This window comes from Allobosea sp. (assembly GCF_048595345.1).
In the GTDB taxonomy this organism is placed as follows: domain Bacteria; phylum Pseudomonadota; class Alphaproteobacteria; order Rhizobiales; family Beijerinckiaceae; genus Allobosea.
In genome coordinates this window covers 25,010-31,866 of the sequence record NZ_JBMDWH010000080.1, presented here as the reverse complement: position 1 = coordinate 31,866, position 6,857 = coordinate 25,010, and the positions used below count along the sequence as shown (strand labels likewise).

Sequence of the window (6,857 nt, the reverse complement as noted above, 5' to 3'; positions counted from 1 at the left end):
GCACCCGTGAAAAGGTGGCGCGACCTACGGGAGTCGAACCCGTCTCCCCAGCGTGAAAGGCTGGTGTCCTAACCGATAGACGAAGGTCGCGTGGCTTCGCGGGCGTGGCCCGCGTCGTCGAAGCGGGGCGAGGTATAGTGGCGGGATCGGCGCTTCGCAAGCTCCCGGCCGCAGAATTTGTGGATGGCGCGGGCCGGCGTCATCGGCCGGAGACATGGCGGGCGCAGGATCGGGCTCTTTGGCTGCGCTTTTCGGCAGGCTCAGCGTCAGCGGCGTGGCTTCACACCGCCTTCGCCAGATCGAGGATGCGCAATTCCGCGCTCTCGCTCCCGCCCCAGCGGTTCAGGCTCAGCGTCGCGGCCAGATGAACGGTTTCGCCGCGTGCGGCCAGCAGCGCCTGCCCCAGCGGCTCCTGCGCGGCGCGGAAGGCGACGCCGCCGATGCTGGCGCCGTCCCCGCTGCGCAGCTTGATACGGACATGGCCGCCGGCGCCGACCGGCACCGCCTCCGCCAGGCGATGGGCGGGGAAGACGAAGACCGGCTCCGGGCTGCCCGAGCCGAAGGGGCCGGCCCGGTCAATCTCGGCGAGCAGCCGGGGCGAGGCGCCGCCCGCGCTCAGCGCGGCGTCGACCAACAGCGCTTCGTGCTCGCTCGCGCCAGCGACGGCGGCGGCGAGCTGGTCGTTGAGAAAGGCGTGGAAGGCGGCCGCCTGATCGGGGCCGAGCGTCACGCCAGCGGCCATGGCGTGGCCGCCGCCCTTGACCGCGAGCCCCGCCTCCACGGCGGCGCGCACGGCCCGGCCGAGATCGACCCCCGCGATGGAACGGCCCGAGCCCGTGGCGCCGCCCTGCCCGTTCAGTGCGAGCGCGAAGGCCGGGCGGCGGAAGCGCTCCTTCAGCCGGGCGGCGACGAGGCCGACGATGCCGGGGTGCCAGTCGCTGCCGGCCGCCAGCAGCACCGGCAGCGCCGCATCGGCGCCGGCCAGTTCGTGCTCGGCCTGCGAGACCGCCTCCAGCACCGCCTGGCGCTCGATCTCCTGGCGCTCCTGGTTGAGCCGGTTGAGCTCGGTGGCGATGATCTTCGCCTCGACCTCGTCGCCGGTGAGCAGCAGGCGCGCGCCCAGCGCAGCATCGCCGATGCGGCCGCCGGCGTTGATGCGCGGCCCCAGCAGGAAGCCCAGGTGCCAGGGCTGCACCGGCCCATCGAGCCCCGCGACGTCCATCAGCGCCGTCAGCCCCGGCCGGGTCCGCGCCCGCATCATGGCGATGCCCTGGCGCACGAAGGCGCGGTTCAGCCCGCGCAGCGGCACGACATCGGCCACCGTGGCCAGCGCCACCAGATCGAGCGCGGCCAACAGATCGGGCTCGCCCCCGGCTCGCGCCCAGACACCCTGCCGGCGCAACTCCCGGCTCGTCGCGACCAGCGCCAGAAAGACGACGCCCGCGGCGCAGAGATGGCCGAGGCCGGACAGATCGTCCTGCCGGTTCGGATGGACCAGCGCCTCCACCGCCGGCAGCCGCTCGGGTGCCTGGTGATGGTCGAGCACGACGATGTCGAGCCCCAGCCGGCGCGCCTCTGCGAAGGGCTCATCGCTGGTGGTGCCGCAATCTACGGTGACCAACAGGGTCGCGCCCTCGCCCGCCAGCATGCGGATCGCCTCGCTATTGGGGCCGTAGCCTTCGATCAGCCGGTCGGGAATGTGGATGCGCGGCTGCGCTCCCGCCTCGCGCAGGAAGCCGGCGAGCAGCGCCGAGGAACAGGCGCCGTCGACATCGTAATCGCCGAAAATGGCGACGCGCTCGCCGCTGGCGGCGGCGCGCGCCAGGCGCGCGGCGGCCGGGCCCATATCGGTCAGCACCGAGGGGTCGGGCAGCAGATCGCGCAGCTTCGGCTCGAGGAAGCGCAACGCCTCCTGCGGCTCGACATCCCGCGCAGCGAGCAGGCGCGCGACGATGTCGGACAGGCCGTGCTGCTGGACCAGCGCCTCGGCCCGGCCGAGACCAGGCATGTCCAGCCGGTCGCGCCAGGGGCGGCCGAGCGCGGAGCGGGTCACGCCGAGGAAGGCGCGTGTGGGAGACAGACTCATCGCCGCCCGGCGTCGCGCAAGCGGGCGCGCGGGTCAACCGCGAAGCGCTCGTCGGCAGGGCTTTTCGGGCCTGCACTGAACCGCGGCATCCCGGACGAGCGGCGAGGCCCCGCTGATCGGGGATGACGCGGCGCGGAGGAGCTGCAACGAAAACGGCCGGGCTCTCGCCCGGCCGCCTCGGATTTCCGGCTAAAGCCCGGCTCAGTCGAGCTTGAACTTCGAGAAGTCGCGGTGCTCGCCATAGATGCGGCGCACGGTGCCGGTGATCGAGCGGTAGACGAGCGTCTCGGTCTCGATGACCTCCTTGCCGAACTTCACGCCCGAGAGCAGGCCGCCATCGGTGACGCCGGTGGCGCAGACGATAACGTCGCCGGAGGCCATTTCGGCCATGTCGTACTTCTTGTTGGGGTCGGTGACGCCCATGCCATGGGCGCGCTGGCGCTTCTCCTCGGTGTCGAGGATGAGGCGGCCCTGCATCTGGCCACCGACGCAGCGCAGCGCGGCAGCGGCGAGCACGCCCTCGGGGGCACCGCCGATGCCGAGATAGAGGTCGATGCCGGTCTTCTCCGGCTGGGTGCAGAAGATCACGCCGGCCACGTCGCCATCGGTGATCAGGCGGATCGAGCAGCCGGTCTTGCGGACCTCCTCGATCAGCTTGGCGTGGCGCGGGCGGTCCATGATCAGCGTCGAGATCTCGCTCGGCTTCACGCCCTTGGCCTTGGCCAGCGCGTTGATGTTGTCGGCGGGCGAGGCGTCGAGGTCGATCACGCCCTGGGGATAGCCCGGACCGATCGCGATCTTGTCCATGTAGACGTCGGGGGCGTAGAGCAGGCTGCCGGCGCCGGCCATCGCCATCACAGCGATCGAGCCGGGCATGTCCTTGGCGCAAAGGGTCGTGCCCTCGAGCGGATCGACCGCGATATGGACCTTCGGGCCCTGCTTGTTGCCGACCTTCTCGCCGATGAAGAGCATCGGCGCCTCGTCGCGCTCGCCCTCGCCGATGACGATCTCGCCGTCGATGTCGAGGCGGTTCAGCTCGCGGCGCATCGCGTCCACGGCGGCCTGGTCGGCGGCTTTCTCGTCGCCATGGCCGCGCAGCTTGGCGGCACAGACGGCGGCGCGCTCGGTGACGCGCACCAGCTCCATGGAGAGATAGCGCTCGATGACCTGCTCGGGCGAAATGCGGAGATCGACGGACATGAAAGACTCCTGTTTTGGGCACTCGGCAGTGGGCAATCGGCCGTCGGGTCATCCCGACGACCGGCGACCTGGCGCCTACTCCCGCTCGATGCGGATGACTTGCGGCGGTTCGGCGACGTGGCCGTCGGCGGTGACCTTCTCCAGCGCGGCGCGGATGGCGGCCTCGCTGGTGGCATAGGTGATCAGAACGACAGGAACCGGCGCGCCCGAACGGCCGCCCGGATCGCGGCTCGCCGCGCCGGGCGCGCCGCGCTGGACGATGCTTTCCAGCGAGATGTCGGCCTCTGCCATCCGCGTGGCGATCGCGGCGACCGCGCCGGGACGGTCCGCCACGGAGAGGCGCACATAATAGCCGCCCTCGTGGCGCTGCATCGGCGCGCGGGCCGGCAGTTCCAGCCGCGCGACGGGCAGGCCGAAGGGCAGCCCCGCCGTGCCGCGCGCCACGTCGGCGATATCGGCCACGACGGCCGAGGCGGTGGGGTCGCCGCCGGCGCCGGGCCCGACGAGCGTGATCTCGCGAACCGCGTCGGCGTCGATCGAGACAGCGTTGAGGACGCCCATCACCTGCGCGATCGGCGAGGCTTTCGGCACCATGGTCGGGTGGACGCGCTGCTCGATGCCCGTCTTGGTGCGCTCGGCGACACCGAGCAGTTTGATGCGGTAGCCGAGCTCGTCGGCCATCCTGAGATCGAGCGGCGCGATGGCCGAAATGCCTTCGACATGAATCGCTTCGGCGTCGATCTTCGTGCCGAAGGCGAGGCTGGTGAGGATGGCGAGCTTATGGGCTGTGTCGAAGCCCTCGACGTCGAAGGTGGGGTCCGCCTCGGCATAGCCCAGGCGCTGGGCGTCCTTCAGGCAATCGGCGAAGGTCAATCCTTCCAGCTCCATCCGCGAAAGGATGTAGTTGCAGGTGCCGTTGAGAATGCCGGAAATGCGGGTGACATTGTTGCCGGCCAGCGCCTCGCGCAGGGTCTTCACCACCGGAATGCCGCCGGCCGACGAGGCCTCGAATGCGAGCGCCGCACCGTTTGCCTCGGCGAGTTCTGCCAGCGCCACGCCATGAGCTGCGAGCAGCGCCTTGTTGGCGGTGACCACAGGCTTGCCGGCGGCTAGCGCCGCCTCGACGGCGGCCTTGGCCGGCCCGTCCGTGCCGCCCATCAGCTCGACAAGGCAATCGACCTCGCCCGACCGAGCCAGAGCGACCGGATCGTCATACCAGGCCAGGCCGCCGAGATCGACGCCGCGGTCCCGGTTGCGGTCACGGGCGGCGACGGCGACGACCCGGATCGCGCGTCCCGTACGCGCGGCCAGCGCATTCTCCTGACGCCGCAGGATCCTCAGCACCGATGTGCCCACCGTGCCAAGGCCGGCCAGGCCGATGCGCAGGGGCTGGGAGGTCTCGGTGGAGCGTGCCATGGTCATTTCGGCGGGGTCGCATGAGGCGCCGTGCGAGTCAACGAAGAAGGCGCGCAAGGCCGCGTCTGGCGCCCTTCCAGGCAGCGCCGCCTCAGCCGAAATGGCAGATCACCTCGGCGGCGACGCGCTTCACCTTGCCATCCTCGAAGCCCAGATAAACCCGCAGCAGATTGCTGACGAAGGGCGTGGTGCGGATGGTGCGGATCGCCTCCAGCGTCGCGCCTTCGGACACCGTGCCGTTCTCCAGCTGCGGCTTCCAGAACCAGGCGGAGGGAGGCGTGATGGCGGCGCCCGCCAGAATGCGCTCGGCCTCCGCGCGATCCGTGTTCAGCGGGATATGGCGGGTGACGACGGTGGTGACGTCCCGGGCGCATTCGCGCGGATTGCCCTCCACCAGTACGTCCTGCACGAGCCTGGAGTCGGTCTGCGGAATGCGGCCCTTGGAATAATCATAGGTCGCCACGAGGCAGATCACCGCGAAAACGGCGAAGCCGATGCCGAGCAGGCGGCCTTTGCGCTTCATGGAACCTTCAGCCTTGCATGGGCGGAATCGATCTTCCGCACCGTTCCGGTTCCCATGTTTTCGGACGGCGGTCCAGAGCCAAGAACGCCTCTCCCGAACCCCTGTCGCGTCGTCATCCCGGACCAGCGGCGAAGCCGCGCCGATCCGGGATCCATGCCTGAGCCTCTCCCGGAATGGGCCCGGCATGGATCCCGGGTCTCCGCTTCGCTTCGCCCGGGATGACGCGCCATCTATGTATCGCCGCCCTACCCCGCCTTCGGCATCTGGATGACGTTGTGGAGCGTGGCGTCGGCGCCCTTGAGGAAGCGGCCGATATTGCGGGCGGCCTGGCGGATGCGCTGCTCGTTCTCGACGATGGCGATGCGGACGAAGTCGTCGCCATGCTCGCCGAAGCCGATGCCGGGCGCGACCGCGACCTCCGCCTTCTCGATCAGCAGCTTGGAGAACTCCAGCGAGCCGAGAGGGCGGAACTTCTCCGGGATCGGCACCCAGGCGAACATGGAGGCCTCAGGCGCCGGAAACTCCCAGCCCGCCTTGCCGAAGCTCTCGACCAGCGCGTCGCGGCGCTTGCGGTAGATGTCGCGCATCTCGCGGATGCAGTCGTCGGGGCCGTTCAGCGCGGCGGCCGCAGCGACCTGGATCGGCGTATAGGCGCCATAGTCGAGATAGGATTTCACCCGCGCCAGCGCCGCCAGCAGCCGCTCGTTGCCGACCGCGAAACCCATGCGCCACCCGGCCATGGAGAAGGTCTTCGACATCGAGGTGAACTCGACCGCGACATCGATCGCGCCCGCCACCTGCAGGATCGAGGGCGGCGGGTTGTTCTCGTCGAAATAGACCTCGGCATAAGCGAGGTCGGAGAGCAGGATGAGATCGTGCTTCTTGGCGAAGGCGACGAGGTCCCGGTAGAAATCCAGCGAGGCCACATAGGCCGTCGGATTGGCCGGATAGCAGGTGACGAGCGCGATCGGCTTGGGCACCGAATGCATCACCGCCCGCTCCAGCGCGGGAAACATCGCCGGCGTCGGCTCGGCCGGCACGGAGCGGATGACGCCGCCCGCCATCAGGAAGCCGAAGGCATGGATCGGGTAGCTGGGATTGGGTACCAGCACGACGTCGCCCGGCCCGGTGATGGCCTGCGCCATATTGGCGAAGCCTTCCTTGGAGCCCAGCGTCGCCACGACCTGGGTCTCAGGGTTGAGCTTCACACCGAAGCGGCGCTCGTAATAGTTCGCCTGGGCCCGGCGCAGGCCGCCGACGCCCTTCGAAGCGGAATAACGGTCGGTGCGCGGCTTGCCGGCGGTCTCGACCAGCTTCTCGATGACATGCTTCGGAGCCGGCAGATCGGGATTGCCCATGCCGAGATCGATGATGTCGACGCCCTTGGCGCGCTCGGCCGCCTTGATCTTGTTGACCTGCTCGAAAACATAGGGCGGCAGGCGCTTGATGCGGTGAAAATCAGCCATCTCTCACGGTCCCGAAGCCGGCGGAACTCCGGCTCCGCCCGGCGCAAATCACGTTCTTGCGTCGCAGGTGCTTAGCATCGCATCTTTCGCCAAGACAGGGGCTTGGGCGCAATATTCTTGCGAATCCTTCGGATGCGATCGAGCCCGCCGGGCCTCCGGCGACCAG

General features: G+C 69.6%; 5 protein-coding genes and 1 tRNA gene. All 6 read right to left on the bottom strand.

Annotation, left to right across the window (positions count from 1 at the left end; translation table 11 throughout):
* Positions 1 to 15 precede the first annotated feature (15 nt).
* The 6 genes from ACOJTB_RS09100 to ACOJTB_RS09075 all read right to left on the bottom strand — a co-directional run bounded on the left by ACOJTB_RS09100 (position 16) and on the right by ACOJTB_RS09075 (position 6,691).
* Positions 16 to 90: transfer RNA gene (locus ACOJTB_RS09100), tRNA-Glu, on the bottom strand.
* Between the two features lie 190 nt (positions 91 to 280).
* A complete protein-coding gene (gene recJ, locus ACOJTB_RS09095; protein WP_420102206.1) occupies positions 281 to 2,086 on the bottom strand; it encodes a single-stranded-DNA-specific exonuclease RecJ in 1,806 nt (601 codons plus the stop codon).
* Between the two features lie 201 nt (positions 2,087 to 2,287).
* A complete protein-coding gene (gene glpX / locus ACOJTB_RS09090; RefSeq protein WP_420102205.1) occupies positions 2,288 to 3,286 on the bottom strand; it encodes a class II fructose-bisphosphatase in 999 nt (332 codons plus the stop codon).
* A gap of 75 nt (positions 3,287 to 3,361) precedes the next feature.
* Entirely contained in the window at positions 3,362 to 4,702 is a 1,341-nt protein-coding gene (locus ACOJTB_RS09085; protein WP_420102204.1) for a homoserine dehydrogenase, read from the bottom strand.
* A 91-nt stretch (positions 4,703 to 4,793) separates the two neighbouring features.
* The gene (locus ACOJTB_RS09080) at positions 4,794 to 5,225 is read right to left on the bottom strand and encodes a hypothetical protein (RefSeq protein WP_420102203.1); all 432 of its coding nucleotides are present in this window, start codon (positions 5,223 to 5,225) and stop codon (positions 4,794 to 4,796) included.
* A gap of 245 nt (positions 5,226 to 5,470) precedes the next feature.
* Entirely contained in the window at positions 5,471 to 6,691 is a 1,221-nt protein-coding gene (locus ACOJTB_RS09075; RefSeq protein ID WP_420102202.1) for an LL-diaminopimelate aminotransferase, read from the bottom strand.
* Positions 6,692 to 6,857: the final 166 nt, after the last annotated feature.